Annotated in this window: 26 protein-coding genes and 1 pseudogene; 16 read left to right on the top strand and 11 right to left on the bottom strand. The window is 66.7% G+C overall.

Annotation, left to right across the window (positions count from 1 at the left end):
- Positions 1-14: 14 nt before the first annotated feature.
- From CKO31_RS03100 to CKO31_RS03085, 4 genes and pseudogenes are all read left to right on the top strand, one after another.
- Positions 15-266 (top strand): annotated as a pseudogene (locus tag CKO31_RS03100) (DUF4258 domain-containing protein); the annotation flags it as partial.
- A 17-nt stretch (positions 267-283) separates the two neighbouring features.
- Positions 284-493, top strand: a complete 210-nt coding sequence (locus tag CKO31_RS03095) for a YgiT-type zinc finger protein (protein WP_200233978.1) — start codon at positions 284-286, stop codon at positions 491-493.
- A gap of 104 nt (positions 494-597) precedes the next feature.
- Positions 598-801, top strand: a complete 204-nt coding sequence (locus CKO31_RS03090) for a type II toxin-antitoxin system HicA family toxin (protein WP_200233977.1) — start codon at positions 598-600, stop codon at positions 799-801.
- A 562-nt stretch (positions 802-1,363) separates the two neighbouring features.
- Complete coding sequence (locus CKO31_RS03085) at positions 1,364-1,597, top strand: hypothetical protein (protein ID WP_200233976.1); 234 nt, start codon at positions 1,364-1,366, stop codon at positions 1,595-1,597.
- A 93-nt stretch (positions 1,598-1,690) separates the two neighbouring features.
- Here the strand turns inward: CKO31_RS03085 and CKO31_RS03080 are convergent, their stop codons facing one another.
- The 3 genes from CKO31_RS03080 to CKO31_RS03070 all read right to left on the bottom strand — a co-directional run bounded on the left by CKO31_RS03080 (position 1,691) and on the right by CKO31_RS03070 (position 2,894).
- On the bottom strand, positions 1,691-1,966 hold the full coding sequence (locus CKO31_RS03080) for a Txe/YoeB family addiction module toxin (protein WP_200233975.1): 276 nt from the start codon (positions 1,964-1,966) through the stop codon (positions 1,691-1,693).
- On the bottom strand, positions 1,941-2,219 hold the full coding sequence (locus tag CKO31_RS03075) for a type II toxin-antitoxin system Phd/YefM family antitoxin (protein ID WP_200233970.1): 279 nt from the start codon (positions 2,217-2,219) through the stop codon (positions 1,941-1,943). Before CKO31_RS03075 ends, CKO31_RS03080 begins: the two co-directional genes overlap by 26 nt.
- Before the next feature lie 438 nt (positions 2,220-2,657).
- Complete coding sequence (locus tag CKO31_RS03070; protein ID WP_200233969.1) at positions 2,658-2,894, bottom strand: hypothetical protein; 237 nt, start codon at positions 2,892-2,894, stop codon at positions 2,658-2,660.
- Between the two features lie 36 nt (positions 2,895-2,930).
- Here CKO31_RS03070 and CKO31_RS03065 point away from each other — a divergent pair, with 36 nt between their 5' ends.
- On the top strand, positions 2,931-4,253 hold the full coding sequence (locus CKO31_RS03065) for a hemolysin family protein (RefSeq protein ID WP_200233968.1): 1,323 nt from the start codon (positions 2,931-2,933) through the stop codon (positions 4,251-4,253).
- A 282-nt stretch (positions 4,254-4,535) separates the two neighbouring features.
- Here the strand turns inward: CKO31_RS03065 and ilvC are convergent, their stop codons facing one another.
- The 3 genes from ilvC to CKO31_RS03050 all read right to left on the bottom strand — a co-directional run bounded on the left by ilvC (position 4,536) and on the right by CKO31_RS03050 (position 8,159).
- A complete protein-coding gene (gene ilvC / locus CKO31_RS03060) occupies positions 4,536-5,552 on the bottom strand; it encodes a ketol-acid reductoisomerase (RefSeq protein ID WP_200234013.1) in 1,017 nt (338 codons plus the stop codon).
- 135 nt (positions 5,553-5,687) lie between these two features.
- Positions 5,688-6,179, bottom strand: a complete 492-nt coding sequence (gene ilvN, locus CKO31_RS03055) for an acetolactate synthase small subunit (protein WP_200233967.1) — start codon at positions 6,177-6,179, stop codon at positions 5,688-5,690.
- A 174-nt stretch (positions 6,180-6,353) separates the two neighbouring features.
- The gene (locus tag CKO31_RS03050; protein ID WP_200233962.1) at positions 6,354-8,159 is read right to left on the bottom strand and encodes an acetolactate synthase 3 large subunit; all 1,806 of its coding nucleotides are present in this window, start codon (positions 8,157-8,159) and stop codon (positions 6,354-6,356) included.
- Between the two features lie 364 nt (positions 8,160-8,523).
- On the opposite strand from CKO31_RS03050, the gene CKO31_RS03045 reads away from it, so the two are divergent.
- Complete coding sequence (locus CKO31_RS03045; protein ID WP_200233960.1) at positions 8,524-8,871, top strand: phenylpyruvate tautomerase MIF-related protein; 348 nt, start codon at positions 8,524-8,526, stop codon at positions 8,869-8,871.
- A 148-nt stretch (positions 8,872-9,019) separates the two neighbouring features.
- Here the strand turns inward: CKO31_RS03045 and CKO31_RS03040 are convergent, their stop codons facing one another.
- Entirely contained in the window at positions 9,020-9,220 is a 201-nt protein-coding gene (locus tag CKO31_RS03040) for a hypothetical protein (protein ID WP_200234014.1), read from the bottom strand.
- Positions 9,221-9,375: 155 nt separating this feature from the next.
- On the opposite strand from CKO31_RS03040, the gene CKO31_RS03035 reads away from it, so the two are divergent.
- From CKO31_RS03035 to CKO31_RS03025, 3 genes are all read left to right on the top strand, one after another.
- On the top strand, positions 9,376-11,103 hold the full coding sequence (locus CKO31_RS03035; protein ID WP_200233958.1) for a proline--tRNA ligase: 1,728 nt from the start codon (positions 9,376-9,378) through the stop codon (positions 11,101-11,103).
- A 98-nt stretch (positions 11,104-11,201) separates the two neighbouring features.
- Positions 11,202-11,717: a 3-hydroxyacyl-[acyl-carrier-protein] dehydratase FabA gene (fabA, locus tag CKO31_RS03030; RefSeq protein ID WP_200233955.1), complete on the top strand. Its 516-nt coding sequence runs from the start codon at positions 11,202-11,204 to the stop codon at positions 11,715-11,717.
- 17 nt (positions 11,718-11,734) lie between these two features.
- Positions 11,735-13,354 carry an alpha/beta fold hydrolase gene (locus CKO31_RS03025; protein ID WP_322789081.1) on the top strand — a complete coding sequence of 540 codons (1,620 nt, stop codon included), beginning with the start codon at positions 11,735-11,737 and terminating at the stop codon, positions 13,352-13,354.
- A gap of 5 nt (positions 13,355-13,359) precedes the next feature.
- Here the strand turns inward: CKO31_RS03025 and CKO31_RS03020 are convergent, their stop codons facing one another.
- Positions 13,360-14,055: a hypothetical protein gene (locus tag CKO31_RS03020; protein ID WP_200233952.1), complete on the bottom strand. Its 696-nt coding sequence runs from the start codon at positions 14,053-14,055 to the stop codon at positions 13,360-13,362.
- Between the two features lie 89 nt (positions 14,056-14,144).
- Positions 14,145-15,272 (bottom strand): S1C family serine protease, encoded by a 1,128-nt coding sequence (locus CKO31_RS03015; RefSeq protein ID WP_200233949.1) that lies wholly within the window; start codon positions 15,270-15,272, stop codon positions 14,145-14,147.
- Positions 15,273-15,623: 351 nt separating this feature from the next.
- On the opposite strand from CKO31_RS03015, the gene CKO31_RS03010 reads away from it, so the two are divergent.
- The 4 genes from CKO31_RS03010 (at position 15,624) to CKO31_RS02995 (ending at position 18,798) form a co-directional block, all read left to right on the top strand.
- On the top strand, positions 15,624-15,815 hold the full coding sequence (locus CKO31_RS03010; RefSeq protein WP_200233948.1) for a YgaP family membrane protein: 192 nt from the start codon (positions 15,624-15,626) through the stop codon (positions 15,813-15,815).
- 237 nt (positions 15,816-16,052) lie between these two features.
- Complete coding sequence (locus tag CKO31_RS03005) at positions 16,053-16,970, top strand: ABC transporter ATP-binding protein (RefSeq protein WP_200233946.1); 918 nt, start codon at positions 16,053-16,055, stop codon at positions 16,968-16,970.
- Between the two features lie 150 nt (positions 16,971-17,120).
- Positions 17,121-18,152 (top strand): ABC transporter permease, encoded by a 1,032-nt coding sequence (locus CKO31_RS03000; protein WP_200233944.1) that lies wholly within the window; start codon positions 17,121-17,123, stop codon positions 18,150-18,152.
- Between the two features lie 22 nt (positions 18,153-18,174).
- Entirely contained in the window at positions 18,175-18,798 is a 624-nt protein-coding gene (locus CKO31_RS02995; protein WP_200233942.1) for a histidine phosphatase family protein, read from the top strand.
- Between the two features lie 27 nt (positions 18,799-18,825).
- On the opposite strand, the gene CKO31_RS02990 is transcribed toward CKO31_RS02995, so the two are convergent.
- On the bottom strand, positions 18,826-20,094 hold the full coding sequence (locus CKO31_RS02990; RefSeq protein WP_242475103.1) for a Bcr/CflA family multidrug efflux MFS transporter: 1,269 nt from the start codon (positions 20,092-20,094) through the stop codon (positions 18,826-18,828).
- Positions 20,095-20,314: 220 nt separating this feature from the next.
- On the opposite strand from CKO31_RS02990, the gene CKO31_RS02985 reads away from it, so the two are divergent.
- Positions 20,315-21,328 carry an aldo/keto reductase gene (locus tag CKO31_RS02985; protein ID WP_200233940.1) on the top strand — a complete coding sequence of 338 codons (1,014 nt, stop codon included), beginning with the start codon at positions 20,315-20,317 and terminating at the stop codon, positions 21,326-21,328.
- Positions 21,329-21,538: 210 nt separating this feature from the next.
- Here the strand turns inward: CKO31_RS02985 and CKO31_RS02980 are convergent, their stop codons facing one another.
- Positions 21,539-23,038: a lipopolysaccharide biosynthesis protein gene (locus CKO31_RS02980; protein ID WP_200233938.1), complete on the bottom strand. Its 1,500-nt coding sequence runs from the start codon at positions 23,036-23,038 to the stop codon at positions 21,539-21,541.
- Between the two features lie 390 nt (positions 23,039-23,428).
- Here CKO31_RS02980 and CKO31_RS02975 point away from each other — a divergent pair, with 390 nt between their 5' ends.
- Together CKO31_RS02975 and CKO31_RS02970 are read left to right on the top strand one after the other, a co-directional pair.
- Entirely contained in the window at positions 23,429-24,337 is a 909-nt protein-coding gene (locus CKO31_RS02975) for a hypothetical protein (RefSeq protein WP_200233936.1), read from the top strand.
- A gap of 250 nt (positions 24,338-24,587) precedes the next feature.
- Positions 24,588-26,204 (top strand): MFS transporter, encoded by a 1,617-nt coding sequence (locus CKO31_RS02970; RefSeq protein ID WP_200233934.1) that lies wholly within the window; start codon positions 24,588-24,590, stop codon positions 26,202-26,204.
- Positions 26,205-26,324 lie beyond the last annotated feature (120 nt).

The raw sequence follows: 26,324 nt of genomic DNA, 5'->3' as shown, positions 1-26,324 counted from the left end.
TTTTTTCTCGACATGCCGTGGGTCAGAGCATTCGCCGGGACATCAGCGTAGGCGAATTGGAGGAAGCCTTGATGGGTAACATCGAGATCATCGAGGATTACCCAGATGACAAGTACGGTCCGAGCTGCCTGGTTCTGGGGCACACTAGTTCGGGGCGTGCGCTGCACGTGCTTTGCAGCTATCCCAGTCGTCCGATAATAAAGGTCATCACGATTTACGAGCCAGACCCGGACCAATGGGTCGATGACCGCATCAGGATAAGCTGAAAAATGTGGAGGTATCCATGAAAGAAACCCTCGTCGATAAGACAGTTACCTACACGCTTGAGTACGAGGGCAAGTTCTACGTGGTTGAACACGTACCGGCCCGTGTCTGCCAGGAGACTGGAGAGGAGTTCTTCTCGCCAGATACCGTCGAGCATATCCAGATGCTCATCAAAGGCGGGAAGCGTCCTGACCGAGTCATCGAGACTCCGGTCTTCGAGTACGCATAGAGAGAGCCCAACAAATGGCTACACCCGACCGCCCAAAGCGCTGCCGCGCTTTGGGCGGTCGGGTGAGCCAAACGTTGCGCCCGGAGAGCAAAATAGGTTAGTCAGTGCCACAGAAGATCCGAGATTTGCTGAAAGCTCTAAAAGACGCCGGTTTTGATGAAATCCCTGGCGCGGGGAAAGGCTCCCACCGAAAACTCGTCCATCCAAGGTATCCGGGGGCGGTCACCGTAAGCGGCAAAGCTAGTGAAGACGCAAAACGCTACCAAGAAAAGCAAATCGCTCGGGCAATCGAAATGGTGAGCAAATGAAAGATTTCGACAAATACCACAAGTGGGTGGAGTGGAGCGATGAGGATCAAGTATACATTGGCAAGTGTCCCGACCTTATCACGGGGATACATGGTGACGACCCAGTCGCCCTATATGGAGAGCTTTGCGAAGTTGTTCAGGATGTCGTCAACCATTTCAAAGCGGAAGGACGCACGCTTCCTCCACCCCGAGTTCGCCCCATGAGCGAGGTTGCATAACAAGCTCAACAAGCGGCTGACCTCCGAAGGCAGCCAAACAGCGATTGGCCCGAGTTAGCCGTGACGTTGGGCACGAGTACGAACAGCCGACTTTTCTGCTGCGCGTATGGCTGACTTTGAGATCGTTGGAAGGATTGTCGGCATCGAAGTAATCGCACGTGGTCCTGGCATCCAGGAGGTCTCCAGGCTCAATCGACAGTACGGAAGGGGCAAGCGGAGGAAACTCAAGGGCTTTGCGGGTGTGCGACTGAGCAGTGGCCGGGAACGACACGCTGAACTGCACTGGTATGAGGCTCATGGGATTGGCCGACGGGACATGAAGCGTAAACGCTATATCGACGATCATGAATAAGACTGACGTACCAGCAGGCTTCGTTGTCTGCATAGACAACACCGACTATCAGGCGTCGCTCGAACGTCACAAGCTTTACAAGGTCCTTGAGGACGAAGACGCGGCAGCGGACGGCGATTTACGGATTGTCGACGAGAGCGGAGAAGACTATCTGTATTCCGCTGCAAGATTCGTCGCAATCGACGTCCCGTCAGAGGTGCGGAAGTCGCTTGAAACCGCCTTGTAGCACAATAGGCCCTACAAGCGCCTCGGCCCGCCGCCCGTTGCCGCGCCGGAGCGCAGCGACGGCGCGGCAACGGGCGGCGGGCCAGGCTTAACGTTAGAGCGCAAAAGAATCGTAGTGACCACCGATGGCAAGAACATGGATGTGGGTGTCGTCGACTTTGAACACTAATCGGTCCTTTTGGCTGAGACGTCTCGAGCAAAAGCCGGAAAGTTTATGACGCAGCGCTTCGGGTTTTCCCAATCCAGTGGAGGGGCGAGCCCCCAGCATTTCTTTAAGAATGGCCCGGAGGTTTTTGTGCATTCGATTATCGCGCTGCCTCAAATCCTCGTACACCTCCCAGGTTCTACCCTCGAACACCAATGATCTCATCGAGCTGCTCTTGTGTAGGGATGTATCCGGTACCCGCTGCGTGGGTAGCGCTGGACTCAGCGATCTGGCGCATGAGGCTGCTATTCTGGAGCACGTGCAAGGTTTCTTGATCGCGCTCCCAGTCTTCGGCGCTCATGACAACGAAATCGGCGCCATTGCGGCGGGTCACGCGGAGGGGGTAGTGCCCACTCACTACCTGTTCCACAAATAATTTCAGGTTATCCCGGAACTTGTTTACGGTAGTTGAGTGCATCGGCAAGGCCCTTAAGTCGTACGGGGTGCGGCCTCCGCATAATGTGAATCAGATGGTGCCATGTCGCGCAGACGACCCAAGAAAAAGAGTTCTCGCGCAGAGACGCAAAGGCGCAGAGAAGAAGACAAGGAGAAGAGACGAGCACTGGGGGCATCGAGCTATGCGCGTTCTTCCTTTGCGCCTCTGCGTCTTTGCGCGAGCTTCTTCTTATCGTCCTTCTGCGAGAGCCTCCGCTTGCCGCATCGCAACGGGTTTCGACATCATTGCGAGGCCGCACCCGTCGTACGGTGTTACCGTACAGGGTAGGAGAAAAGCCCTAACAACGCCATACACAAGCACGGCTAACTTTCCGCTGCGCTCTCAGCTTGCCGCCTGTGGTGGCAGGTCGGGTCGGAGGGCCGAAGCCCCGCCTGCCCATAGAACCGTACTTACGGGTCCCTACACGGCTTCTGACGCAAGGGTTATCCACCGGTCGCTGTCAAACCGATGTGGTCGCTTCTTGTCGGAGCCAGTGGTCTGTCCCGGCACGGCGATGCGCCGGTGGTTTGAATGTGCGTTGTTCACCGCATGCTCGGAGCCGACGGCGAGGACGCTGTCGGCGTCCGCGACCAGTATGCCGGTAAGCTCGCGCGATTTGATGAGCCGAGCCGCAAGCGACTTCTGTTGTTGTGTCATGCTTGAGGGCCTGTCTGTGCAACAACGAAGCGGTCCATGGAAGTCCTGTTGATTTTGGTGCTGGTTCTCACCAACGGCGTGTTCGCGATGTCCGAGATCGCGGTGGTCTCCGCGCGGCAGTCGCGGCTCCAAGAGCTCGCGGAGCGCGGCCGCCTCGGCGCGCGTCAGGCCATCGCGCTCAAGGAGGACCCGGGGGCCTTTCTGTCCACCATCCAGGTCGGGATCACCCTGGTGGGGGTGCTCATGGGTGCGCTCGGGGAGGCGGCCCTGGCGCAGCCGGTGCGCGAGACGCTCTCCAGCATCCCGCTGCTGGCGCCCTCAGCGGACCTGCTGGCGCTGGTGCTGGTGGTGGGTGCGATCACCTACCTGTCGGTGGTGGTCGGCGAGCTGGTGCCCAAGCAGCTGGCGCTCCTCGCCCCCGAGGCACTGGCTTCCGCGGTCGCCCGCCCGCTGGGCTGGCTATGTCGCGCCGCCCTGCCCGTGGTCTGGCTGCTGTCGGCCTCCAGCCGGCTGCTGCTGCGCCTGATCGGCGCCCGCCGCGGCGGGGAGCCGCCGGTGAGCGACGAAGAAATCCGGGTGTTGATGGCTCAGGGTGCCCAGGCGGGGGTGTTTCACGCGAGCGAGGAGCCGATGGTCGCCAATGTGCTGCGCCTCGACGAGCTCCCCATCGGCGCCATCATGACACCGCGCAACGAGATCGAGGCCCTGGACTTGGCGCAGGAGCAGGAGGCGCTGAAGCTCTCGCTGGCGGCGCTCAGGCACACCCTGGTGCCGGTGCATCGCGACGGGCTCGATGACCACCTGCTCGGGGTGCTGCGGCTGGCGGATTTGCTGCCGGGCTGTCTGGCGACGGCGACGCCGGCGACGGACGAGCTCCAGCGCCTGGTGCAGCAGCCGGTGTTCGTGCCGGAGAGTCTGCATGCGGCACAGCTGCTGGAAATCTTCCGCGACAACCGCATGAACCTGGCACTCATCGTCGACGAGTACGGCAGCCTCGAGGGCCTGGTGACTCTCGCAGACGTGCTCACCGCCATCGTCGGCACGCCTCTCGGCGACGATGCCGAGCACGCGGACGAGATCACCCGCCGCGCCGACGGCTCCTGGCTGATGGACGGCAGCCTGCCGCTGGAGCGAGTGCGCGCCGAGCTCGGCATGGACGCGCCGCTGCCGGGCGAAGAAGGGGCAAGCTTCCACACCCTGGGCGGATACGTGATGCACACCCTGGGGCGGGTGCCGCGGGCCTCGGAGCACTTCGAGGCCGCCGGGCTGCGCTTCGAGGTGGTGGACATGGACCAGCAGCGCGTGGACAAGGTGCTGGTGGAGCGGCTTGATGACGCGGAGCCGCCATCCGGTCTTTAGGCAGGCGCCGCTTTGTGGGTCGTACAGATCGGTTCCGCGAGTCGGGCTGAGGGACGAAGCCCGATCTGCGCCGGTTCTGCCCGCCCGATCGTCGGGCCTCCTGGCGTCGGCCCGACCTACGCCTGGCGATGGCCAGGGCGGGCGCGGGCAATAGTTACCCAAGGTATTCGGCTTGGAAAGCCGGCCTGGAGGCTCTGCCTTTCGGATCGGGCAGGCGAGGCGGAGCCTCGCGGCCGCGTTCCCGGGCGGAGCCCGGGAACGAGGATGCCAAGTGGGTCCAGCTTAGTTCTTGGACTTGTCCACCAGCTGCTTCTCGCGGATCCAGGGCATCATCTCGCGCAGGCGCTCGCCCACCTGCTCGATCTGGTGCTCCTGGCCCAGCCGGCGCATGGCCTTCATGGAGGCGGCGCCAGACTGGTTCTCCAGGATGAACTCCTTAGCGAAGCTGCCGGACTGGATCTCGCCCAGGATGCGCTTCATTTCGGCCTTGGTGTCAGCGGTGACGACGCGCGGGCCGCGGGTGAGATCGCCGTACTCCGCCGTGTTGCTGATGGAGTAGCGCATGTTGGCGATGCCGCCCTCGTAGATGAGGTCGACGATGAGCTTGACCTCGTGCAGGCACTCGAAGTAGGCCATCTCGGGCTCGTAGCCCGCTTCCACCAAGGTCTCGAAGCCGGCCTGGATCAGCGCCGTCAGGCCGCCGCAGAGCACGGCCTGCTCGCCGAAGAGGTCGGTCTCGCACTCCTCGCGGAAGCTGGTCTCGATGATGCCGGCGCGGCCGCCGCCGTTGGCGCTGGCATAGGCCATGGCGACGTCGCGGGCGCTGCCGGTGGCGTCCTGCTGCACGGCGATGAGGCTGGGCACGCCGCCGCCCTGGGTGTAGGTGCTGCGCACGAGATGGCCCGGACCCTTGGGCGCGATCATGATCACGTCCAGATCCGCCCGCGGCTCGATGGCGCCGAAGTGGATGTTGAAGCCGTGGGCAAAGGCCAGCGCCGCGCCCTCTTTGATGTTGGGCTCGATTTGATCTTTGTAGAGCTTCGCCTGGTGCTCGTCGGGGGCCAGCACCATCACCACGTCGGCACCGTCCACGGCCGCCGGGATGTCGCGCACCTCGAGCCCGGCATTGGTCGCCTTGGCCGCGGAGGCGCTGCCCGGGCGCAGACCGACGACCACGGACACGCCGCTGTCCTTCAGGTTGTTGGCATGGGCATGGCCTTGGGAGCCGTAGCCGATGATGGCCACCTTGCGGCCCTGGATCAGCGAAAGGTCGGCGTCTTTGTCGTAGTAGACGTTGATGGGCATGAGATTGGAATCCTGGTTCGATCTGAGAGTTCGCAAAGGCTGCGGTTTTGGCGGCAGCTGCCAAGAAAGGGCTGAGGGCTGGGGGCTGAGGGCGGGATCTTTGCCTCAGCCCTCAGCCCTCAGCCCTTCCTAGAGGGTCAATCCCTTCTCACCGCGCAAGATACCGGTCGGTCCCGAGCGTACGACCTCGGTGATCAGACCTTCGGGGACCGACTCGATGAAGGCGTCGAGCTTCTTCGAGGCGCCCGTGAGCTCGACGACATAGCTCACGTCGGTCACGTCGATGATCTTGGCGCGGAAGATATCGGTGAGGCGCTTCAGCTCTTCGCGGTCCGGGCGGGCGGCCTTCAGCTTGATGAGCATCATCTCGCGCTCGATGTGCTCGCCCTCGGATAGGTCCTGGAGCTTCACCACGTCGATGAGCTTGTTCAGCTGTTTCTTGATCTGCTCGACGATGTCGTCATTGCCGCTGGTGACCAGGGTCATACGCGAGAGCGTCGGCTCGTCCGTCGGCGCAACCGTGAGGGACTCGATGTTGTAGCCGCGGGCGGAAAACAGCCCGGCGATGCGCGAGAGCGCGCCGGATTCGTTTTCGACCAGCATTGAAAGGATGTGGCGCATACGGATGTGCTTCCAGAAACAGCTTCGAGCGCTGAGTATTGAGAACGGAGCTTCAAGTACGGAGTACGGAGTACGGAGTACGTACAGAGCGCCTCGCCCCCGTACTCCGTACTTCGTACTTCGTACTATGGCCAACGAGAGATGCGCCGCGGAAAGACGCTGCCGCGACCGGCATCAGGCCAACTCCCGCTCCGACATCGTCGGCGGCAGCTCCATCTCGTGGTGGCCCTTGCCGGCGGCGATCATCGGATAGACGTTCTCCGCGGGGTCGACGATGACGTCGAGGAATACGAAGCGGTCTTTCATGGCGAAGGCCTCGGTCATCGCGGCCTCCAGCTCATCGGGCTTCTCCACGCGCATGCCGACATGGCCGAAGCTCTCGGCGAGCTGTACGAAGTCCGGCAGGGCGTCCACGTAGGAATGGGCGTAACGGCTTTCGTAGAAGAACTCCTGCCATTGGCGCACCATGCCCATATAGCCGTTGTTGAGCAGCACGACCTTCACGGGCAGATCATACTGCTTGCAGGTGGCCATCTCCTGGATGCACATGAGGATGCTCGCCTCGCCAGAGATACAAGCGACGGGCGCCTCCGGGAAGGCCAGCTGCACGCCCATGGCCGCCGGCAGACCGAAGCCCATGGTGCCCAGGCCACCGGAGTTGATCCAGCGCCGCGGCTTATCGAAGGGGTAGAACTGGGCCGCGAACATCTGGTGCTGACCCACATCGGAGGTCAGAAAGAGCTCGCCGTTGGTGACCTTGTACAGGGTCTCCACCGCAAATTGCGGCTTGATGACCGGGCTGGTGCGGTCGTAGCGCAGGCAGTCGATGCCCTTCCAATCGTCGATCTGCTGCCACCAGGCCGTGAGCGCGTCCCGGTCCGGGCGGCCGCCGGTGTCCTTGACCACTGCCAGCATGTCCTGAAGCACGGTCTGCACCGGGCCGACGATGGGCACGTGCACCTTGACGGTCTTGGAGATGGACGATGGGTCCACGTCCACATGGATGATCTCGGCATGCGGGCAGAAGTGCTCGATCTTGCCGGTGACACGGTCGTCGAAGCGGGCGCCGATGGCGATGAGGCAGTCCGTCTCGTGCATGGCCATGTTGGCCTCGTAGGTGCCGTGCATGCCGAGCATGCCGAGGAACTGCTGGTCCGTCATCGGATAGGCGCCGAGGCCCATCAGCGTGCTGGTGATGGGGAAGCCGAGCTCGCGCACCAGTGCGGTCAATGCCTCCGACGCATCGCCGAGCACCACGCCGCCGCCGGTGTAGACCACCGGGCGCTTGGCCGCGAGCATCTTCTCGACGGCCTTCTTGATCTGCCCCTGGTGACCCCGCTGCGCCGGGCTGTAGGAGCGCATCGCGATCTCCGCCGGATAGCGGTAAGGGATCTTGACGTTCGGGTCCGTAACGTCCTTGGGAATATCCACCACCACAGGCCCGGGCCGACCGGAGCTGGCGATGAAAAAGGCCTTCTTGATGGTCTCGGCGAGGTCCTCCACACGCTTCACCAGGAAGTTGTGCTTGACGCACGGCCGGGTGATGCCGACGGTGTCGACCTCCTGGAAGGCGTCACTGCCGATGACCGGCGTGGGCACCTGCCCCGTGATGACCACCATCGGGATGGAGTCCATGTGCGCGGTGGCGATGCCCGTGACGGCATTGGTGGCGCCGGGGCCGGAGGTCACCAGACAGACGCCGACCTTGCCGGTGGCGCGGGCATAGCCGTCGGCGGCATGGGTTGCGCCCTGCTCGTGGCGCACCAGAATGTGTTTGACCTCGTCGCGCTTGAACAGCGCATCATAGATGTGCAGCACCGCCCCGCCGGGATAGCCGAAGACGAATTCGACCCCCTCGTCGATCAGGGCCTGTACCGTGATCTCGGCGCCGCTCAGCTCGGGCGCTGCCGTCTCCGGGCGAGGCCCGGCAGCCGGCCGGGGCTGCTCGGGGGTGAGTTGATCCGGCTTGACTTGATCCATGGGGGACTGACCTCTCGAAGACACTTACCGGCAGCAGGCAGTGGTGGCGGCGGGTGGTCCGCGCAAGTGCTCATAATTTGCTGCGTGCGCGCGCGAGACATCCAACCGCGCACCGCGCGGTACACGGACGGCGGAGCGCCCGCTGACACAACGGGACACATCGGCAGCAGCCGAGGGAAGCGGCCATTGCCGGCACACGGCGCACTAGATGCCGGCGAACGCTCCAAAATACGTGAACCCGGTAACAGCGGTCAAGACCCTGTTGTCAGCGAAAACGCTGCGAATGAACAGACCGCCATCACGAGCGGGTCCGGCACCAGCCCTCGTCCGCCGCCCGCATACCCACTGCCACGGAGACCAAAGCATGCCCACGCTGATCATCAAGACCAACGCCGAGCTGCCGCCGCATCCGCGGGATGACCTGCTGCAGGCCGCCTCCGCCGCCGTCGCCAAGCTCCTCGGCAAGCCCGAGGGGTTTGTCATGGTGCTAGTGGAGCCCGTCGCCGACATGAGCTTCGGTGGCGATGTAACACCCTGCGCGTATCTGGAGCTGAAGAGCCTGGGCCTCCCAGAAGACAGCACCCCGGCGCTATCCGCTGCGCTCTGCGACTTCATCGAACGCCACCTGGGCGTGCCCAAGGCGCGGGTCTACATCGAATTCGCGTCACCGCCCCGCCACCTGTTCGGCTTCGACGGGCGCACCTTCGGCTGAGCAAGCTTCCCGGCGCGGCTCAAGGCGGCGCTGGTCGGAGCGACGCGCTCTACCCTCTCGCCGGTGGCGGCCAACCCCACGGCCGTCGGTCTGCGGGCGGTCCGTAAAGCCCGACGCGGCCCCCGCCGACTCGGGCGGGGTCGGGCGCTCAGGGATTCCAGAACTTGACCAAGGTAACCACCAGCCCGGCAGCGCCGAGCGTGGTGCCGAAGGACCAGATCATGAATCGGTCCATGCGCTCGCGCAGCTCGATCTCGTAGACGGCCGGCGGTTTGCCAAGGGACTGCTCCGCCAACCACTCCCCGAGGTGGTCTTTGATGAACTGGATGTCTTCCTGCGCCAGGGCCATGTCTGTTCTCGAAGGTCTCGCGACAGAAGCGTGATCATAGCAATCCGGGGTCGGAGTCAGGTCACGATCGCAAGTGGCTGCCCGCCTCTCAGGTTGCCCGGTCCTGCGCGCGCGGCTAGACTCAGCGGCTTTGTGCCAGCCAGCCGCCACCCGCCATGCGCACGTCCCGGTTTCCGCTCCAGACCGTCAAAGAGACCCCGGCCGACGCGGAGATCGCGAGCCACCGGCTGATGCTGCGCGCCGGCATGATCCGCAAGCTCGCCGCCGGCCTCTATACCTGGCTGCCCCTGGGGCTTCGGGTGCTGCGCAAGGTGGAGCGCATCGTGCGCGAAGAAATGGACCGCGCCGGGGCGCTGGAGGTCTCCATGCCGGCGGTGCAGCCGGCGGAGCTGTGGCAGGAGTCCAGGCGCTGGGACCAGTACGGCCCGGAGCTGTTGCGCATCAAGGACCGGCACGAGCGGGATTTCTGCTTCGGCCCCACGCATGAGGAGATCATCACCGACCTCGCGCGCAACGAGCTGAAAAGCTACAAGCAGCTCCCGGTCAACTACTACCAGATTCAGACTAAGTTCCGCGACGAGGTGCGCCCGCGCTTCGGCGTCATGCGCGCCCGCGAGTTCCTGATGAAGGACGCCTACTCCTTCCACCTGGACCAGGACTCGCTGGGCGAGACCTATCAGGTCATGTACGACACCTACAGCCGCATCTTCCGCCGCTGTGGGCTCGACTTCCGCGCCGTGCAGGCGGACACCGGCGCCATCGGCGGCAATGCCTCGCACGAGTTCCACGTGCTGGCGGCCTCCGGCGAAGACGCCATCGCCTTCTCCACCGACAGCGACTATGCCGCCAACGTCGAGCTGGCGGAGGCCGTCGCCCCCACGGACGCGCCGGCGGCAGCGAGCGAGGACGCCCGCATCATCGACACCCCGAACGCCAAGACCATCGCCGACTTGGTGGAAGGCTTCGCCCAGCCCATCGAGCGCACCGTCAAGACCCTGGTGGTGGCCGCCGCGAATCCGCAGACGGGCGAGGAGCAGGGCCTGGTGGCGCTGCTGGTGCGCGGCGACCACGAGCTGAACGCCGTCAAGGCCGAGAAGCTGCCGGGGGTGCTGAGCCCGCTGCGCATGGCCACCGAAGACGAGATCCGTGCCGCCGTCGGCGCCGGTCCCGGATCGCTGGGGCCGAAGGACCTGCCCCTGCCCTGCATCGTCGACCGCGCCGCCGCCGTCGCCGCGGACTTCAGCGCCGGCGCCAACACCGACGGCAAGCATTGGCTCGGGCTCAACTGGGGCCGCGACCTGCCGCTGCCGGCGGTCGCCGACCTGCGCAACGTGGTGGAGGGCGATCCCAGCCCGGACGGCGCCGGCCGGATCACCATCGCCCGCGGCATCGAGGTGGGCCACATCTTCCAGCTCGGCACCAAGTACTCGCAGGCCATGCAGGCCAAGGTGCTGGACGAGGCCGGCAAGGCGGTCACCATGACCATGGGCTGCTACGGCATCGGCGTCTCCCGCGTGGTCGCCGCCGCCATCGAGCAGAGCCATGACGACCGCGGCATCATCTGGCCGACGGCCATCGCGCCCTTCGAGGTGGCGCTGCTGCCCATGAAATACGCCAAGTCCTTCCGGGTGCGCGAGGCCGTCGACGACCTCTACGAGCGCCTGCACGCCGTCGGCATCGAGGTGCTGCTGGACGACCGCGACGTGCGCCCGGGCTTCATGTTCGCGGATATGGAGCTGATCGGCATCCCGCACCGAGTGGTGGTGGGCGACAAGCACCTGGACAACGGCCAGGTGGAGTACAAGGGCCGCAGCGACGCCGACATGCAGCTGATCGGCCTCGACGACATCGTCCCCTTCCTGGAGCGCAGGCTCGCCGCCTGAGCCCGCACGCCATCCATCCAGGCCGCCACCTCGGCGGCCGCCCGCCTGGGGGAGCCGGCGCGGGCCACCCAAGCCAACGCACAGGACCCACAGCGCGCATGAGCAGAACCGAATCCTTCGACCGCGAGCAGCTGCTCGCCTGCGGCCACGGCGACATGTTCGGCCCCGGCAACGCCCAGCTGCCGGTGCCCAACATGCTCATGATGGACCGCATCACGCGCATCGCCGATCACGGCGGTGACTACGACAAGGGTGAGATCGTCGCCGAGCTGGACGTCAAGCCGGAGCTGTGGTTCTTCGGCTGCCACTTCCCGGGCGATCCCGTCATGCCGGGCTGCCTGGGGCTGGACGCCATGTGGCAGATCGTCGGCTTCTACCTGGCCTGGATCGGCAATCCGGGGCACGGCCGGGCGCTGGGCGTCGGCGAGGTCAAGTTCACGGGGCAGGTGCTGCCCACGGCGCAGAAAGTCACCTACCACGTGCACATGAAGCGGGTGATCTCGCGCAAGCTGGTGCTCGGCATCGCCGACGGCACCATGGACGTGGACGGCCGCGAGATCTACACCGCCAAAGACCTGCGCGTGGGCCTGTTCACGTCCACCGAGGGCTTCTGAGCGCCGGCGCCCGACCCGTGCTCCAACGCACCAGGCAAGGGACGGCCGCCCAGGCCGCACGCTGGCACCCGGCCCACTGGCTGGCCGCGGTCTTGGGCGGGCTCGCGATGCTCGCCGGCGCCGTCGGGCTGTTCGCCACCTATGCCGGGCTGGAGGTTGACAGCACTGAGGTGGGCAGTATCCCGGTGACCCTGTTCCAGGCGAAGAACGCCCCGCCGGGGCCCGTCGTGGTGGTCGCCCACGGCTTTGCGGGCTCGCGGCAGCTCATGCACCCCTTCGCCGTGAGCCTGGCGCGGGCCGGCTACCGGGCACTGGTGTTCGACTTCCCCGGTCACGGCCGCAACACCCAGCCGTTGGCCGGGCGGATCGGCGACGAGGCCCGCGCCGCCGCGCTGCTCGACGCCCTCTCGGCGGTGGTGGACCACGCCCGCACGCTGCCGGACGCCGATGCGCCGCTGGCCCTGCTGGGGCACTCCATGGCGGGGGACATCGCCACGCGCTATGCCAACGATGCCCCCAACGATGACGCAGGCGGACACCCCGGCGTGCGCGCCCTGGTGGCCGTCTCGCCCTATCTGTCGCTGTCCGTGGACCGACTGCCGGCGGTGAATCTGCTCTTCATCTACGGCGCCTGGGAGCCGCAGGTGATTCAGGAGCAGGGACGCGCCGCGGTCGCGGCCGTGGCCGACGTGGACGCCGATGCGATAGCCACCGACACCACCTACGGCAGCTTCGCGGACGGCACCGCCCGCCGGCTGGTGATCGCCGAGGGCGTCGAGCACATCGGCGTGCTCTACAGCGCCACCGCCCTGCAGGCCGCCCTGGACTGGCTCGATGCCGCCTTCGGCGAGCACGCGCCCGTCTCGGCGGCAGTCGCCGGCGGCGTCGACCAGCGCCCGCCCTGGCTCGGGCTCTACTACCTCGGCGTGCTCCTGCTGGCCTGGCCGCTGGCGCTGCGGCTGCCGCCGGTGTCGGCGCAGCGCCTCGGCGCCGGCGCCGAGCCGGACTGGGGCTGGCGGCGCTTTTGGCCCATCGCCGTGGTGCCGGCGCTGCTGACGCCGCTGCTGCTCTGGCCGGTGCCGACGGACTTCCTGGCCATCGCCATCGGCGACTACATCGCGCTCCACTTCGGGCTCTACGGCCTGCTGACGCTCATCGGCCTCTGGCGGCTGGGCACCCTGCCCCGGCTCGGCGGCGCCTCGCTCAGCGCACTGGTGACCGCCATCGCCATGGTGGCCGTGTTCGAGACCCTGGCCCTGTCGCTGCCCACGGACCTCTTCGTCGCCAGCTACCTACCGGCACCGCACCGCCTTGCCACGGTGGCCGCGCTCTTCGCCGGTACCCTCGTCTGGTTCGTGGCCGATGAGTGGCTGACCCGCGGGCCGGGGGCGCCGCGGGCGGCCTATGCGCTCACCAAGGCGCTGTTTCTGGTCTCGCTGATGCTCGCGGTGGCGCTGAACCTGAGCGAGCTCTTCTTCCTGGTGATCATCATCCCGGCCATCCTGGTGCTCTTTCTGGTCTACGGCCTGTTCAGCGGCTGGATCTATCGGCGCACCGGCCAGCCTCTGGTGGCCGCCGTCACCAACGCCTTTGCCTTCGCCAGCGCCATCGCCGTGAGCTTTCCGCTGATCGACTAGCGACGCTACGCCTCGGCGCCTGCGATCCGCCAGCCCCCGAAGACCGGATTGCCGCGGACCCTGATACCGAGCGCCTCGAGCCACTCCGCCACGACATGGTTCGAGTTGCCGAACAGGGTGTAGGGGCGCTCGCCCGGCACGAACTCCACGGCCAAAGCGGCGTTATAGTGAGCCTGTTTCCGCTGGCGCTCGAAATAATGGCGCAGGCGTCGGTCGAGCCGGTCGATCCGCGCACCCGCCGCGGTCAGTCGATGCAGACCCTGGATCTCTCGTCGCACCTGGCGGCGAATGGAAGCCGCCGTCGCCGGGCCGGTCAAGACCTGCCGCCCCAGCGCGGATGGCGTGGCCGCAAACAGCGTGGGCAGGGTACGCAGAACACCGGTGTCGCCTTTCGCATACCAGCGCCAGTCGCCATAAAGGTACCGGACCATGGTGCCGTCGGCGCGCGTCAGCACCAGATTGGCGTGCCGGCCGTGGTCGATCAGAAAGACCGGACGCGCGTCCTGGGTGCCGTTGAGCGCCGGAGCCATGACCTTTCCGCCGCAGCCCGCAAGCACCAGGCCCATCAGGGCAATGGCCAAGCACCGGAGCGCAACCTTCATGGACATCGGATACACACCGCCGTCGGCGCGCCCACCATGGGCGAGACCTCCCCACAGCTGCGGGAGTCGCGAACCGCAATGCGCGAGCGCGACGATCACCGGCTCGTCGGTGCAGCGTCCCGCGCTGGGTAAGGCTGTTGCAGCTGCGCAGGAGGGATGGATGTCACTCGGCCCAGATCCGCATGCTGTCAATCCAAGTCCCCGTAGCTACCGCCCAGGGTGACCTCCAGCGACTTCTGAGTGCCGTTGCGCAGCACGTCCAGGGTCACGGTATCCCCCGCCGAATAGCGCTCCAGCGAATCGATCAGCTCGCGCATGGAGGTCACCGGCTCGCCGTCCAGACGCTGAATCACGTCACCGGGCACGATGTCGCCGGAGCCGGTGATGCGCGTCCCCTGAAGCCCGGCACGGTCCGCCGGTGACTGCGGCTCGACCCGCAGCACCAGGACACCGTCGAGGCCGAGCTCCTCGAGCACCGGACCGCCGATGTCGTCGTCGCCGAAGATGCCCAAGCGCGGGCGCACGTACTCGCCGTGGGCGATGAGCTGCGGCACCACCCGGTTCACGGTGTCCACCGGCACGGCGAAGCCGATGCCGGAGAAGCTGCCCGAGGGGCTGTAAATGGCGGTGTTGATGCCGATGAGTCGCCCGGCGCTGTCCAGCAGCGGGCCGCCGGAGTTGCCCGGGTTGACGGCGGCGTCCGTTTGGATCAGACCGTGGACCTCGCCGGCAAGCTCGGACATGATGGTGCGGTCCAGTGCCGAGACCACGCCTGTGGTGAGGCTGTAGTCGAAGCCGAAGGGGTTGCCGATGGCCAGCACCTTCTGCCCGACACTCAAGTCCCCGCTGGCGCCGATGATGGCGGGCTGCAGGCGCGCCGCGGAAGCGCCGATGCGCAGCACGGCGAGGTCGTGCTCCGGACTCGCACCGATGAACCGGGCGTTGTAGGTGCGCCCGTCGGCCAGCCCGACGCGCGCGGTGCGCGCCTCTTCGATGACGTGCCAGTTGGTGACGATGTGCCCGTCGCGGTCCCAAACCACACCGGAGCCCGTGCCTCGGCGGACTTGGGTGAGATTGCGCGACCAGGGACTCGTCAGCGGCGCCGTGGTGGCGATGTAGGCCACCGACGGGCTCGCGGTCCGGAAGATTTCGATGGTGGCCTGCTCGTCGTCGGCGAGCGCACCGCGCGCCGCCACCGGCCGCGGCTCCGCCTGCATGCTGACGAAGAGGTCTTCCAGCCAGGGTTTCAGCGCCAGCGAGGCGAGGAACAGGATGGCGGCCCAGAACAGGAGCCGCGACAGTTGAAAACTATTCATGTCTGGGTCTGCGGACGGGGTTTGAACTGCGGAGCAGGGCGACTGTCTGATCGTCATCCGGCAGCGCTCGGCCGCCGGCGAGAGAGTCCCATGGTCCCACAGCTCGGGCGCGCCACCGAGCGCAGTCCCCAGCCTACGCGGGTGCTCGCCGTCGGTGGTTGTCGGATCGCAACGACATTTGCGACCGTCGACAGTATACTCACCCTTCTGGCAGCATGGTATTTGGCGGGTGAGCAGCCAACCCCCGCCGATGCCCGCTATCCACCTAGCGCCGCGCCCGCAGCGGCGTGCCCGAAGATGGCGGGCGAGCGTTCCGCAATCACATCCACTCCACTCAACGAGAGCCCTGACATGGTCAAGAACATCGGTCTTCAGGACCGCAACATCCGCTACGGTGCCGGCGCATTGCTCATTCTGGCCGGCCTTTTCTGGCAGAGCTGGATTCTCGGCATCCTCGGCCTTATCGCCGTCGGTACCGCCTACTTCGGTACCTGCCTGGCCTATATTCCGCTCAACATCAGCACCAAGAAGCAGGGCGAGTAAGCAGCGCCCGCAGCGCCCGGCGCCCAAGGCACCGGCATCGGCACTGCTGGGCACGAAGCAGCAACGGGCCCCGGCGTCACAGGCGCCGGGGCCCGTTGTTTTTGACGAGCGCTGCTGCGGTAAAACACGGAGCCGCCGGTGCGGGCCGTGCCGCGGCATCCAGCTCTGGGCACCACTGACCCGTAGTGCGCATCGGGCGGGACTGGCGACGCCCGCGAGCGCCCCCACCTTGCCGCCATGCAAAGCGCCGTCCAAACCCAACCCGCCGCCGCCGCAGCTTCGCTGATCGAGGCGCGCGAGCTGGCAAAGCATTTTCCCGGGGTCAAGGCCGTGGACGGCATCAGCTTCGGCGTGCGGCCCGGCCAGTGCTTCGGACTGCTCGGCCCCAACGGCGCCGGCAAGACGACGACCCTGGAAATGCTGGAGGGCATTCAAACCCCCACCAGCGGTCAGATCTTGTTCCGCGGCCAGCCCCTGGGTGCTGCGTTCCGCGAGGCCATCGGCATCCAGTTCCAGGCAACGGCGCTGCAGGACTTTCAGACCGTTGGCGAATCGCTCGCCATGTTCGCTCGGCTCTACCGGCGCACCGCGGACCGCGACGAGCTGATCCGCCTCTGTAACCTAAGCGAGATCCTGGACCGCGACACCCGCAAGCTCTCCGGCGGGCAGCGCCAGCGCCTGCTGCTGGCTATCGCATTGGTGAACGATCCGCAGCTCGTGTTCCTGGACGAGCCCACCACGGGGCTCGACCCCCAGTCCAGGCGCAATTTCTGGTCTCTGGTGGAGACGGTGCGCGCCCGCGGTAAAACCATCCTGCTCACGACGCACTACATGGAAGAGGCGGAGCGCCTGTGCGACGAGATCGCCATCGTGGATCACGGCCATATCATCACCCAGGGCGTGCCCCGGACGCTGGTGCGCGAGCACTTCCCGCCCGCCGTGGTGCGCCTGCCGGCGGACGCCTGGCCCGCCGACGAGCCCCTGCCGGACTATGCGCGCCGCGGCGAGCACGAGATCGAGCTGCACACCGGCGAAGTCCAAGTCGGGCTGGAGCACTTGGAGCGTATCGGCGCCGGGCTCACCGCGCTGCGGGTGGAGACACCGAGCCTCGAGGACCTGTTCTTGAAGCTGACCGGGCATAGTCTGCGGGCCTGAAGGTGACACCTGCTTGCTGAGGGCTGAGGGCGAAAGAAGCGCCCTCAGCCCTCAGCCCTCAGCCCTCAGCCCTCAGTATTTGGCTTTTCCGCTTACGACACCGCCGCCGAATCCCGACAGGCAATCGACTCGCGCAACCGAGCATCCCTCATGTGGCACCGTATCGCAGCCGTCCTCGTCGCCCGCAACCGGGAGTTCTACCGCGACACCGCGGGACTCATCTGGAACATCATGATGCCGGTGATGATGATCGTCGCCTTCGCGTTCATCTTCGGCGGCGGGCCGGACGATCTGTTCAAGGTCGGCGTACTCGGCGATCCGGACACCGCCGCCGACGAGACCGGCTTCCTCGCTACGCCGCATGTCACTTTCGTCCCGGTCACGGACCAAGACGCCGCCGTCACCAAGATCGCCCGCCACCAGCTGGATCTGCTGGTAGACACCCGCGGCCCCGGCGGCGCGGTGACCGGCTATTGGGTGAACCCCCAGTCGCCGAACGGCCAAATCGTCGAGCGCCTGCTCCTGGGCGCCCATGCCCGCAGCGCCGAGGCGGCTCCGGAGCGACGCCTCGCGGCCGGCGAGGCGCTCAGCTATGCGGACTGGGTGCTGCCTGGGGTGCTCGCCATGAACGTGATGTTCTCCAGTCTCTGGGGCGTCGGCTGGGTGGTGGTGCGCTACCGCAAGAACGGCGTGCTGCGCCGGCTGAAGGCGACGCCGCTGCGCCCGCTGGAGTTCCTCTCGGCGCAGGTGCTCTCGCGCCTGCTGGTGGTCATGGCCTCCAGCGTCCTGGTCTACCTGGGTGCGCTGGTCATCCTCGACTTCCCGATGCGCGGCTCCTATGCGGCGCTGATGCTCATCTATATCGCCGGCGCCCTCTGCATGATCAGCCTGGGCCTGCTGGTGGCCTCGCGGCTGCGCACCGAGGAGCTCGCCGACGGGCTGCTGAACCTGATGGCCTGGCCCATGGTGCTGCTCTCGGGCGTCTGGTTCTCCATGGAGGGCACCAGTGCGGCGGCGCAGTGGGTCTCGCAGCTCATGCCGCTGACCCATGTCGTCGACGCTGCCCGCGGCATCATGATCGACGGTCATGGCCTGGTGCAGATTCTGCCGCAGACCTTGTTGCTGGTTGCGCTTGCGTCATTGCTGCTGGCGGCGGCGGCCAGGCTGTTTCGCTGGGAATAAGCTCCCCACCAAAGGCACTGCCGTGAAGCCTGTACGAACCCTCACCCTACTACTCGGTCTGTTGCTTTTCGCCACCGGCACGGCCCGCGCGCAGCACGGGCCGCTGGATGAGACCGAGCTCTGGCAGTTGCTCCGCGCCGGGGAGGCTGCCGTGCTCATGCGCCACGCCCGGGCGCCCGGCACCGACGACCCGGCGGATTTCACCCTCGGCGATTGCACCACCCAGCGCAACCTCTCCAACGCCGGCCGCGCTCAGGCCAAGACCATTGGCAAGCGCTTGCGGGCCAACGGCATCGACGCTGCCCGTGTCTACTCCAGCCAATGGTGCCGCTGCCTGGACACCGCTCGGCTGCTGGGGCTCGGGGCGGTAGAGCCCTTCCACGGCCTGAATTCCTTTTTCCGCGACCGCGGCGCTGAGTCCGAGCGCACGGCGGCGGCGCTGGACCTGATTCAAAGCCAGATCCGCGCCGGCGCCCCGCCGCTGCTGCTGGTGACCCACCAGGTGAACATCACGGCGCTCACCGATGTTCTTCCGGCATCCGGCGAGATGGTCATCGTGCGCCCGGCGCGCGGCGATGCCGCTGCGCGAGCGCAAGGGGACCGAGAACCGAGCCTGGTGGTGCTCGGGCGTATCGCCGCGCCGTGATCCACACCGAAGCAGCCGCACCGGCGCTTAAGTCCGCGGCGGTACTGGCTCGCTGGCGGCCCCCTCGCGGCGCCCGTCTACCGCTGCGGGCACGGCGCTACAACAAAAAGCGAAGTAGGTTGCTACCGCCAGCAGTCCGCAGAACGCCATGCCGAGCAACAGCGGCTGCGCCGTGTCGTTATGCAGCAGGCTCGCGACAGAGCCCGCGAGCGCCCCGAACCCGAAGCGCCCGGCACCGGCGAACGCCGACGCCGTGCCGGCCATGCGCGGGAAGAAGGCCATGAAGCCCGCCATGGCATTGCCCATGACCACGCCGGCCATGGCGATGTAGCCGCCGGCAGCCAGCGCGACGAGCCACAGCGCCGGCGCATGCCCTGCCATCGACGCCAGCGCGAGCACCGCTAGCGACAATGCCGCCCCACCCTGCACCATCAGCCCAAGGCGCAGCAGGCGCTCGGCGCCGAAGCGCGGCACCCAGCGGGCGTTCAGATACGCGAATACCATGGCCGCAGCGATGTTGAGACCGAAGAGCGGGCCGAACCAGCCGGCCGGCACGGCGTGCAGGTCGATGTAGACGAAGGGCGAGGTAACGATGTAGATCATCATGCCGCCGAAGCTCGCCATGCCCGTCAGCAGATAGCCGAGCGCCGCCCGATGACGCAGCAGCAACGCGTAGTTGCGCAGCACAGCGCCCGGGGCCAGCCGGTGCCGGTGGGCGGGCGGCAGGGTCTCGGGCAGCTGACGCAAGAAGAGCACGGCCGTGACCGCGGTGATGACGAGCAGGAGCGCGAACACCCACCGCCAGCTGGCGTACAGCACCACCAGCCCGCCCACAGTCGGCGCCAGCAGCGGGGCGAGGCCCATTACCAGCATCACCAGACCCATGACGCGGGCGTAGTCGTCGCGCTCGAACAGGTCGCGCACCAGCGCCGGCACGGTCACCGCCACCGCCGCCCCCCCGAGCGCCTGCACCGCCCGCGCCGCCAGCATTGTGTGCATGTCCGGCGCCAGCGCACAGGCCATGTCCGCCAACGCGAAAACCACCAGTCCGCCGGCCACTGGCAGCCGCCGGCCCAGCACATCCGACAGCGGGCCGAGCAGCAGCTGTGCCGCCGCGAACACCCCCACATACACCGTTACACTCAGCTGCACCAGCGCCACGGGGGCGCTCAGGTCCCGGGCGATGGCCGGGATGCTCGGCAGGTACATGTCGATGGCGAAGGGCGTCAGCGCCGAGAGCACGCCCAGCGTGATGAGCAGCGGCAAGGAGATGGGCATGGCTTGAGAGTTGGACAAATATCGCTGGCCGCCGCCCCCGTGTGCGGACGTAGGTCGGGCCGACGCCAGGAGGCCCGACAATCCAGTTGATTGTCGGGTTACGCTATCGCTAATCCGACCTACAGTGGCGGGCCTTCCCGGGAGAGATCGGAGCACTTGCCCAATCTCATCGCCGCAGGGGCGCTCGCACCCTGCGGCGACCCACCGGCTCTACCTAGTGCAAGCACCCACCTCTCATATGACAGTGCCGACGCCCTTACCCAAACGCCCCTTCGCCAATGGCCGCCGGCAAGTGACGCGGCTCGGTCTCGGCCTCGCCGCTCTGGGCCGCCCCGGCTACATCAACCTCGGCCATGCCAACGACTACGCCGACGGGCGCAGCGTCGAAGCCATGCAGCAGCGCGCCTTCGCGGTGCTGGACGCGGCTTGGGACGCCGGGGTGCGTTACTTCGATGCCGCCCGCTCCTACGGCCGCGGCGAGGCCTTCCTCGGCGCCTGGCTCGCAGCCCGGCAAATACCGCCGGACGCCGTCACCGTGGCCTCCAAATGGGGATATACCTACACGGCGGACTGGCGCGTGGACGCGGACAAGCACGAGGTGAAGGACCACCGGCTGCCAGTGCTGGAGCGCCAATGGCAGGAGACGGGCGCCAACCTCGGCGGCTGGCTGGACCTGTACCAGATCCATTCCGCGACCTTCGACAGCGGCGTGCTGGAGGCAGCCGACGTGCACACAGCACTCGCGCGCATCAAAGACCGAGGCGTGCTCATTGGTTTGACGCTGAGCGGCCCCGATCAGGCGGCGGTATTGGAGTGCGCCCTGGCTGTCGAAGTGGACGGCGTACCTCTGTTCGATGCAGTCCAGGCAACCTGGAATCTGCTGGAGCCCTCGGCCGGGCCTGCGCTGGCCGCGGCCCACGCGGCCGGGCTGGGCGTCGTAATCAAGGAAGCCCTCGCCAACGGCCGCCTCACCAGCCGCAATACGGACCCGGACTTCAGCGCGACAAGCCGAATGCTGGCGGACTTGGCGCAGGAGCGCAACGTCGGCATCGACAGCATGGCGCTCGCCGGCGCACTCGCCCAGCCCTGGGCAGACGTCGTCTTGAGCGGCGCGGCGACGACGGCACAGCTGCGCTCCAACCTCAAGGCAGCCGCGCTAGACTGGGACGACCGCGCCGCAGACATGGCGCAAGCCCTCGCCGAGCCGCCGGATGCGTATTGGCACACCCGCTCGACGCTAGCCTGGAACTGACGGCGCCGGCCGCTGGCCGGGGGCCAGGCGGACGGGAGCAGCGGGTCCGGGGCAGCGGAAATTGGCCGAGCGCTGCGCGCCGCGCTCCGGCGTAGATCGGGCTGAGGCACGACGCCCGACGCCCCGCCGGCTGAAGCCGCCTGTTCGTCGCCCCCTGCCCTCGGCCCGACCGATGCGGAATTCTTGGGCAGTCTCTGGGGCGCAGGCGCGTCAACGCGCAAGGGCAGCCAGCCCCGCAAGCGCCCGGCCCCCAACCGTCGTCAGCAGCTCCTGCATCCGCCCCAGCGCCGGATGACTACGCCAGAGCCAAATCTGCACCAGCAGCGCCAGCGCGTAGACGGAGAAGCCGGCTACCGCAACGGCCAGCACCCGCAGGAATCGGTGATCGGGCGCGACCGCGCCAGCCCAGGCCGTCGCGAGCAGCGACGCCGCCAAGCACGCAGCCGCGGCAATCAAGACCGGCGCCAGGGCAAAGGTGAGCTCCCGAGCGCCAAGCTGCAGACGCGATCTGCCGAGCAGGCGCATCATGAGCACGAACATCAGCGCTTCCCGCACCGAGATGCCGGCGGCGATCGCCGTCAGGCCCAGGGGCGCGAGCCCGAAAATCAGCAAAATCGTCACCACGAACAGCACAAGCAGGATGCCGGTGAGCTGACCCACCAGCCCCTGCGCGTTGACCACCGACCGCAGCGTCACGCAGAGCATGAAGAACACCGCACCTATAGCCATCACCCGCAGGGGCGCCCCGGCACCGCTCCAGGCATCGCCGTACAGCAGCGTGACCAGATCCGGTGCCGCCACGCCGAGCAGCACGAAGAAGGGCATGGTCGCCGCAGCGATCAAAGGCGCGGCCGTGAGGTAGAGGCGCTTGCTCCTGGCCACGTCGTCCTGAACCCTGGACAAGGACCCGAACAGCAGCGGACCGAGACTCTCTGCGAACTGCTCGGCGGGGATGCGCGCAAGCGAATACGCACGGTTGTACAGCCCGAGACTCGCGGTACTCAACATCGCGCCGACGAGCATGTTGTCCACCCGATTGGTGGTCAGATTCAGCACATTGTTGACCATGGTCCGGCTGGAGAAATGCAGCAGCCCGCGCACCGGTCGCCACCGCGGCCAGGACGGCCGCCAGGCATGCGACAGCTGTATACCGACGAGAATGCTCAGCATGCTGATGAAGGTGCCCAGCACCAGACTGTAGACGCCGGCGCCCAGCAGCGCCGCGCCCACAGAGACCACCGACGAAATGGTGAGCGCCGTCGCATCGATGGCCGCCACCCGGGCGAAGCGCATATCCCGACGCAACAATGCCAAGCCGACGGCGGTCATCGGCGTCAGCAGAAAGACGCCGCCCATGAGACGCATCACCCCCACGAAGGCATCCGCGCCATAGAGCCCGGCCAGCCGTGGCGCTACCCACCAAAGCACGCCAAAGAAAATGACGCCCAGAGCGGCGATACTCCAGAAAGCTGCGTTCACTTGATCGTCGCGCAGCGTTCGCGCCTGCAGAATCGCCTGCGGCAGTCCGAATTGCACGCCGATCAGAAATACCGACGTAAAGGCCGTCACGGCGATGAAGACGCCTAGGTCAGACGGGCCGAGCAGCCGGGCAATAATCAGACCGACCACGAAGTTGCCCAAGGTCATATAGCCCTGGCCGGCATAGCTCCAGATCGCGCCGCGGCGAATCGCCGCCTCGAAGTCAGACACCGTCACTCCATCATGATCAAGCCATTGTCCATGGACGCGATTCCGGAGGTAGGGCCGATTCATCGCGGGCCTTGGACAGCACGCCGAGCCGAACAGGGCCCCTGGCGACGGCAACCGCCGCAACAGCCGCTGCACCGCCGTAGGGCTGGCGCTCCCCGGCGGTCGGCCGTACTACAATGATCGCCGGCCGTGGCATCTCCTTGGGTGAACGCCGAATCCTTCGGCGGGTCCCGCAGGGCAGGATGTCAGGCCCTTGTCAGCGCCGCTGAGGCACTGAACATGAAGGAGCCGGGAGACCGCCTCCTTGGGCACAAGCCCGGCTTCGTCCGATTTTTGGCCGGGATGACCAATCAATCGGTATCGCCTTAGCCTATCTCACCGGTGGAGCCGATGATCGAGAATCTGTCGACCGGGGCCTTCGGCGCCGGCATCGGGCGTCTGCTCCCCGTCGAGCTCGCGGCGTTGGAGAAGGCGAAGACGCCGCTGCGGCTGTTCCTGACGCTCAGCATGCAAAGGTCCGGACAGCATCTGATCATCCGTTGGCTGTGCCGGAGCCTCGGCGAGGCGATCCACTTCAATTTCTGCCACTTTCGCCGCCGCGGGCTCGCCATGGCGCTGACGCCGAGGACCGGTAGGCGGGTGGTCTACCAGGGGGATGCCATCGACGACTCCGGTATCCAGACGGCCGCAGACCTCTACCCGAGCTTGCCGGCGGGACGCTTCGCCGCCCTGCTCTACTCCTTGGAGGATCATGACCCCGCCGACCCGCTGCTGCGGCGGATCATCCACCGCTATCGCCATTGCCTAAGGGTGTTGGTGGTGTTGCGGGACCCCTACAACTGGCTCGCCAGTACCATGCAATTGCAGGACGAGCCCGCCGATACGACACGACGCAGACTGGAGCGGTGCAAGCGATACCTGACCAACGCACTGCATGAAGACTGGCCTTTGAGCTGCCCAGTGACCGTCGTCAAGTACGACAGATTCGTGCTCGACCCAGCGTATCGCCGGCAGCTGGCTCGCGAGCTGGAGGTCCCGATGCGCCCCGCGGCGGAAGCCGCGCTTCAGGAGGTCCCGGCGTTCGGCGGCGGCAGCAGCTTCAGCGGGACGGCGCCCGGCGCGGATCTTCGCAATGCCGTGTTCGAGCGCTGGCGCCATTTCGTCGATGACCCGCATTACCTCGCCATTGCACAGGACCGCGAGCTGGCGGCCCTGGATTCAGCCCTTTTCCCCGACGTGCCTTCGGCGGCAGCCCGCCGCGCCGCGCTCGGGGTGCGCGCGGACTCGGATGCCGCGTAAACAGGGCGTCTGCGTCAAGCAACAGGCGCAGCAGCGCCGCGTACAATAACCCCGCCCTTGCAGGCCGCCTCGACCTCGTGCCGGCGCCGGCTCGGACCCACCGACCTCGCGCAGACGGCGACTCCTATGAGGTCCGAGCCCCCGTTTGCCCGGGCGCGCCGTTTGCCGCTGCCAGCGTTGTCCGGCAACGCGCCCGGCGCTCGCACACGGCAAAGTTGCGTTACCCGCTGCTGTCCCACACTTCCGCCGGATGTACGCACGCGCCTATCAATGGCTGGACCGCACGGTCCTGGAGCTCGGCCGGGAGCTGCGGCTGTCTTACCTGCCGCCGCTGATGATCTACGTGGCCGCGGGCATTCAGGGGCTCACGGCCATCGTCGGCACCTTCTTCGTCAAGGACTACCTGGGGCTGTCGGCGGAATTCCTGGCGGCGCTCGGCTTCTGGGCCATGATCCCATGGTCGCTCAAGATGCCGCTCGGGCACTTGGTGGACCTGATCTGGCGGTGGAAAGCGCTGCTGGTCTACCTCGGCGCCGGGCTCATCGCGGCGAGCCTGGTCATCATGCTGGGCCTGCTGGCCCAGCCCGAGGCCCTGGGCGCCGTCATGCCGGTGGAGACCTGGTACGTGCTGAGCGTGCTGCTGGCGCCGCTCGGCTATGTGGTGCAGGATGTGGTCGCCGATGCCATGACGGTGGAGGCCGTGCCGACGCTGGACGAGCAGGGCCGGCCCATCGACCCCGAGCGGCGCCGGCTCATGCACACCACCATGCAGACGCTCGGGCGCGTGGCCATCATCGGCGGCTCGGTGTTCGTGGCGCTCTTGAACGTCTGGCTGTTCCGCGGCGTCGACGCCATGGATGAGACCGCGAAGGTCGCCACCTACATCCATATCTACGAGCTGGCGCTGGCCATCCCCGTCGCGTCGGTGTCCGGCGTGCTGCTCGGCAGCCTGCTGAAGCATCGGGAAGTGCGCCGGCTGCGCGCCCTCGGCGAGACCGACGCAGCCGAGCGCCTCATCCACGGTGGAGAGCAGGGGACCCAGCCGAACCTCTGGATTCTCGGCGGCAGCCTCGCCTTCGTGCTCTTCACCCTGGCCGTGGGCTTGGGCGACCTGTCGTACAACAAGGAGATCGTCTTCGTCGGCTCCATGGCCATCGTCGGGTTTCTGATCTCCCGGCTGCTCAAGGAGCTCACACCGGAGGCCGCGCGCATCCTGCTCGGCACGGCCATCGTCATCTTCGCCTTCCGCGCCCTGCCCAACCCCGGCGCCGGTCAGACCTGGTGGATGATCGACGACTTGGGCTTCGACCAGCAGTTCGTCTCCGTGCTGCAGCTGGTGGGCAGCGGCATGGCGCTGGCGGCCATGTTCATCTTCCGCCGCTTCCTGGCGGACCATTCCATCGTCTACATCGTCGGCTTTCTCACCGTCCTGACCGCGCTCCTGTCCCTGCCCAACCTGGCCATGTACTACGGCCTGCACGAGTGGACCGCCGCGCACACCGCCGGCATCGTGGATGCGCGCTTCATCGCCCTGGTGGACACCGCAGTCGAGTCGCCGCTTGGGCTGGTGGCCATGATCCCGATGCTCGCATGGATCGCCAACTCCGCTCCCGCGCACCTCAAGGCGACCTTCTTCGCCGTAATGTCGTCCTTCGTCAACCTGGCCCTGTCGGCAAGCCAGCTCGGCACCAAGTACTTGAACCAGATCTTTTCCGTCACCCGCGAAGTCCAGGAAGACGGCGTCGTGACCGTGCCGGCGGACTACTCCGAGCTCGGCTGGCTGCTGTGGACGGTGATGGCGCTGACGCTGGTGCTTCCCTTCGCGGCCATTGCGTTCGTCAAGCTGACGCGCCTGCGCAGCGCCTGAGCCACCAAACGGCATTCTCGGCGCTCTTGCACAGATCTCGGACAGCACCCGCGCCTGCGAGATCGAGCGCCTGTTCGACCAGGATGGTCTCGACGCCGAAATCCGCCTGCCATGCCCTTG

Source organism: Thiohalocapsa halophila (genome assembly GCF_016583825.1).
Taxonomy (GTDB): domain Bacteria; phylum Pseudomonadota; class Gammaproteobacteria; order Chromatiales; family Chromatiaceae; genus Thiohalocapsa; species Thiohalocapsa halophila.
This window is presented reverse-complemented; position numbering and strand designations above follow the sequence as displayed.

What these genes read in the sequence shown, in the direction of transcription:
- CKO31_RS03080 (WP_200233975.1), bottom strand. Translation starts at nt 1,966, where the DNA reads ATGAGATCATTGGTGTTCGAGGGTAGAACCTGGGAGGTGTACGAGGAT.
- CKO31_RS03010 (WP_200233948.1), top strand. Translation starts at nt 15,624, where the DNA reads ATGGTCAAGAACATCGGTCTTCAGGACCGCAACATCCGCTACGGTGCC.
- CKO31_RS03095 (WP_200233978.1), top strand. Translation starts at nt 284, where the DNA reads ATGAAAGAAACCCTCGTCGATAAGACAGTTACCTACACGCTTGAGTAC.
- CKO31_RS03075 (WP_200233970.1), bottom strand. Translation starts at nt 2,219, where the DNA reads ATGCACTCAACTACCGTAAACAAGTTCCGGGATAACCTGAAATTATTT.
- CKO31_RS03065 (WP_200233968.1), top strand. Translation starts at nt 2,931, where the DNA reads ATGGAAGTCCTGTTGATTTTGGTGCTGGTTCTCACCAACGGCGTGTTC.
- CKO31_RS03040 (WP_200234014.1), bottom strand. Translation starts at nt 9,220, where the DNA reads ATGGCCCTGGCGCAGGAAGACATCCAGTTCATCAAAGACCACCTCGGG.
- CKO31_RS02985 (WP_200233940.1), top strand. Translation starts at nt 20,315, where the DNA reads ATGACAGTGCCGACGCCCTTACCCAAACGCCCCTTCGCCAATGGCCGC.
- CKO31_RS03070 (WP_200233969.1), bottom strand. Translation starts at nt 2,894, where the DNA reads ATGACACAACAACAGAAGTCGCTTGCGGCTCGGCTCATCAAATCGCGC.
- CKO31_RS03005 (WP_200233946.1), top strand. Translation starts at nt 16,053, where the DNA reads ATGCAAAGCGCCGTCCAAACCCAACCCGCCGCCGCCGCAGCTTCGCTG.
- CKO31_RS03015 (WP_200233949.1), bottom strand. Translation starts at nt 15,272, where the DNA reads ATGAATAGTTTTCAACTGTCGCGGCTCCTGTTCTGGGCCGCCATCCTG.
- CKO31_RS03045 (WP_200233960.1), top strand. Translation starts at nt 8,524, where the DNA reads ATGCCCACGCTGATCATCAAGACCAACGCCGAGCTGCCGCCGCATCCG.
- fabA (WP_200233955.1), top strand. Translation starts at nt 11,202, where the DNA reads ATGAGCAGAACCGAATCCTTCGACCGCGAGCAGCTGCTCGCCTGCGGC.
- CKO31_RS03035 (WP_200233958.1), top strand. Translation starts at nt 9,376, where the DNA reads ATGCGCACGTCCCGGTTTCCGCTCCAGACCGTCAAAGAGACCCCGGCC.
- ilvN (WP_200233967.1), bottom strand. Translation starts at nt 6,179, where the DNA reads ATGCGCCACATCCTTTCAATGCTGGTCGAAAACGAATCCGGCGCGCTC.
- CKO31_RS02970 (WP_200233934.1), top strand. Translation starts at nt 24,588, where the DNA reads ATGTACGCACGCGCCTATCAATGGCTGGACCGCACGGTCCTGGAGCTC.
- CKO31_RS02975 (WP_200233936.1), top strand. Translation starts at nt 23,429, where the DNA reads ATGATCGAGAATCTGTCGACCGGGGCCTTCGGCGCCGGCATCGGGCGT.
- CKO31_RS03085 (WP_200233976.1), top strand. Translation starts at nt 1,364, where the DNA reads ATGAATAAGACTGACGTACCAGCAGGCTTCGTTGTCTGCATAGACAAC.
- CKO31_RS03050 (WP_200233962.1), bottom strand. Translation starts at nt 8,159, where the DNA reads ATGGATCAAGTCAAGCCGGATCAACTCACCCCCGAGCAGCCCCGGCCG.
- CKO31_RS03000 (WP_200233944.1), top strand. Translation starts at nt 17,121, where the DNA reads ATGTGGCACCGTATCGCAGCCGTCCTCGTCGCCCGCAACCGGGAGTTC.